The 3,128-nt window shown below is 48.8% G+C and carries 3 protein-coding genes; 2 read left to right on the plus strand and 1 reads right to left on the minus strand.

Annotated elements, in window-relative coordinates; translation table 11 throughout:
• Nucleotides 1–166: 166 nt before the first annotated feature.
• Complete coding sequence (gene gmk / locus KDK16_RS01785; RefSeq protein WP_257252786.1) at nucleotides 167–784, plus strand: guanylate kinase; 618 nt, start codon at nucleotides 167–169, stop codon at nucleotides 782–784.
• Between the two features lie 183 nt (nucleotides 785–967).
• Nucleotides 968–2,341, plus strand: coding sequence for a hypothetical protein (locus KDK16_RS01790; RefSeq protein WP_257252787.1), 1,374 nt, complete (start codon nucleotides 968–970; stop codon nucleotides 2,339–2,341).
• A gap of 114 nt (nucleotides 2,342–2,455) precedes the next feature.
• Here KDK16_RS01790 and KDK16_RS01795 read toward each other — a convergent pair.
• The coding region (locus tag KDK16_RS01795) for a M24 family metallopeptidase (protein ID WP_257274393.1) at nucleotides 2,456–3,128 on the minus strand (673 nt) is incomplete at its 5' end.

The following is a 3,128-nucleotide window of genomic DNA, read 5'->3' on the forward strand; positions in this document are numbered from 1 at the left end:
GACCAATTTATTGCAACCGCAGTAGGACAGCCTTAAGTCCGACAGGCTGCTAGCTTCTGTTACACTGCATTCTAATCATTCTCCGCTACGTTCAAAAGACTTAGTGTGCACCAGAATTTTTTCACTTAAATCCCCGGCAGCCTCATGGCTGTCGCCTGGAGAGATCATGGCAAATAAAGGTAAACTCTATATCATCGCAGCCCCCTCGGGAGCTGGCAAAACCAGCCTGGTCAAGGCTATGGTTCAGTCGACCCCTCATGTGAAGGTATCGGTTTCCCATACAACCCGTCCGATTCGTCCCGGTGAAACAGACGGTATGAACTATCACTTCACCAGCAAAGACGTCTTTCTGGAGCTGATGAGCCAGGGCCAGTTTCTGGAACATGCAGAAGTATTCGGAAATTACTACGGCACCTCTGAAGCCTGGGTTCGGGAACAGCTGGATACCGGTGAAGATGTTATTCTTGAAATTGACTGGCAGGGTGCCCAGCAGGTACGTAAGCTGATGCCTGAAGCAGTCAGTATCTTTATTCTGCCTCCTTCCAAAGAAGCGCTTCGTGAGCGTTTGATGGGGCGTGGTACCGATGATTTCGACGTGATTGAGCGGCGTATGAATCAGGCTGTGAATGAGATGTCTCATTATGCAGAGTTTGATTATCTGGTTATCAACGATGAGTTTGATCTGGCTCTGCGCGACCTGCAAACGATCATCAGAAGTCGTCGCTTGTCTATTGGCTGGATGCAGCACTACAAGTCCGGCCTGATTGAAGGTTTGTTGAACTGATTGTCCTATTCGAAAACAGTTCAGGCGGCAAGGATCTCTCTGTCCTTGCCGATGTTGTCGTTGTGGCCAAAAACAGTCTGATCAGTTCCGGCAACAAAAAGCGTGAATTCCGGGTCATGGCGAGACCCTTTCTGAGACTGAGCGTCAACTGTAACTCACGTCCTTTTTCCAAAAGGAGTGAAAATGAAATACGTTTTTCACTGCTTCCTCCTTTCTCTCTTACTGCCTTGCTTTCTGACAGTGAGCACCGCCCGTGCAGATGAAGACGATGGGCTGCATCTTAATGATTCCGTCTCATCCATTGCAGACAAAGCGGACTCATTTGCTGCACCACGGGAGGTCAGTGTCGTGGGTGGCGCTATTGAGCCTTACCTTGGAGATGGCTTTGACTGGGGTGCAGGAATAAGCCCGTTGCCGTTGATCACGTTTGCATTTAAAAGATATACCGTTACACCGGATCCAAGGGGTAGCAGTGAGAATCAGTCATCCTGCCAGCAGGGTTCACGACAACGGCTTCAGACATGCGGAGGTGCCATTGCATCAAGTTACTCTGGAGATGACTTGCCACCGGCTGATCGCCCGGATTTTGAAGAACAGCTACAGGAATTTGACAGCTTGCTGGCTGAGCTTGAAAAAGAAATGGCTCAACTGGTCGGAGAAGTCGTTCTACTCACGGACCTTGATGAAACTTTGTTGCCAACCGGGCGCCACATCAGAGAACTGACAAAACGATTCAGGCAGAGGTTTGCAGTTTTTGTGGATAAGTGGCGACAACGGGGCAAATTAAGACTGATTGTCGTGACAGGTGCCATTATTGGCCACGATGAGTGGCATTATTTTGCCGACAACCAACTCCCTGAGCCTGACTACCTGGTATCAATCGGGAGTGGTTTCAGAGCTTTTCAGAGTCCCGTTAATGTGATGGCTCGCCCGGGCACCCGATTTTATGGCGCCCTGATGCCCGGTTTCAGCTTGTTTCCCGAAGACCTGTTTATCAGGCCAGATGGTTTCCGTTTCGAACGATACCTGAGTTGCACCGCTGGGCTGGATAATCAACTGGTATATCTCTTCGCCATACAGGATGTAGCCATTACCGATGTTCACAATCCCGAGCCAGGTCCAATCTATGCCTTCACAGTGGATCCTCAGATGGATCTGAATCAGGAAAAAACCAGAGAGCAGTTGAGGCAGGTGGCATTTAATCTTTTTGGTGCACTTGCCGATGTCAGGTTCAATCCTGATGAGCATCAAGTGACCCTCTCATTGCCTCTGACAAAAGGAGAGTGGGTGAGCAGGCTGGCCAGAGTCATGGGTGTGAGTGGTTCTACCATCATTGCGGCCGGTGACAATGAGATTGATCAGGATCTTCTGGTACCCGGCAAAGGCAGTGATTTCTCAGTTGATACTGCCATTGTTGTAGGTAACGCAAGTCACCATTTTAAGAAAAAAATGATGGGGAGTCCCGGAGTAGAGATAAGTACCTTCAGTTGTATTGTCGGGGTGGCGCAGGGCTTTTTAAGGGGACTGAGGAAGATTGTTCTGGAACAGGTTACGTGAGCTGAAGCTGTTTGAGTTTTTTGGTCATGGCCTCTCAAATATTATTCCTGAAGATGCATTAAAACGGCAGCCATTTGTCTGCCGCTGAATGTGTATACAATATTTGTCTTTTGATCAGATGGCTTCTGTTGCCTTGATCAGCCACTCCAGATCTTCTCCTTCCAATAGTGGTGACAATTCACGTCTCACTCTGTCGTGGTATTTATTCAGCCACTCAACTTCCTCACTATTGAGCCTATCGAGCAACAGTGGACGGGTATCAATCGGTGCGAGAGTCAAGTCTTTCAGTTTATAGAAATCGCCGAATTCGGTTTTTATATCTTCTTCAACCAGCATGATATTTTCGATCCGGATACCATGCTTGCCATTACGATACATACCCGGCTCGTTGGTAATCAGCATGCCGGGTTTCAGAGCAACATCCAGAAAGTACTGGCTGACACTCTGCGGGCCTTCGTGCACATTCAGGAAATAACCCACACCATGACCGGTACCATGATTGTAATTCTGACCTTCAGCCCATGCCGGTTGTCTTGCCAGTGTGTCCAGCTGGATACCACGGGTACCACGCAGGAAACGGGCCCTTGCCAGATTAATATGACACTTGAGCACCAGAGTGTAGTCTTTCCTTTCTTCTTCGGTCATGTCACCGCAGGCAAAGGTGCGGGTAATGTCTGTAGTGCCATCCGGGTATTGGCCACCTGAATCGACCAGCAGAAGCCCTTTTGGCTGAATTGTCAGACAGGTTTCTTCTTCAGCTCGATAATGAATAACTGCACCATTAGGC

The sequence above is a fragment of the Endozoicomonas sp. SESOKO4 genome (genome assembly GCF_024606275.1).

Coding starts and splice junctions, on each gene's coding strand:
- gmk (WP_257252786.1), top strand. CDS start 167: ATGGCAAATAAAGGTAAACTCTATATCATCGCAGCCCCCTCGGGAGCT.
- KDK16_RS01790 (WP_257252787.1), top strand. CDS start 968: ATGAAATACGTTTTTCACTGCTTCCTCCTTTCTCTCTTACTGCCTTGC.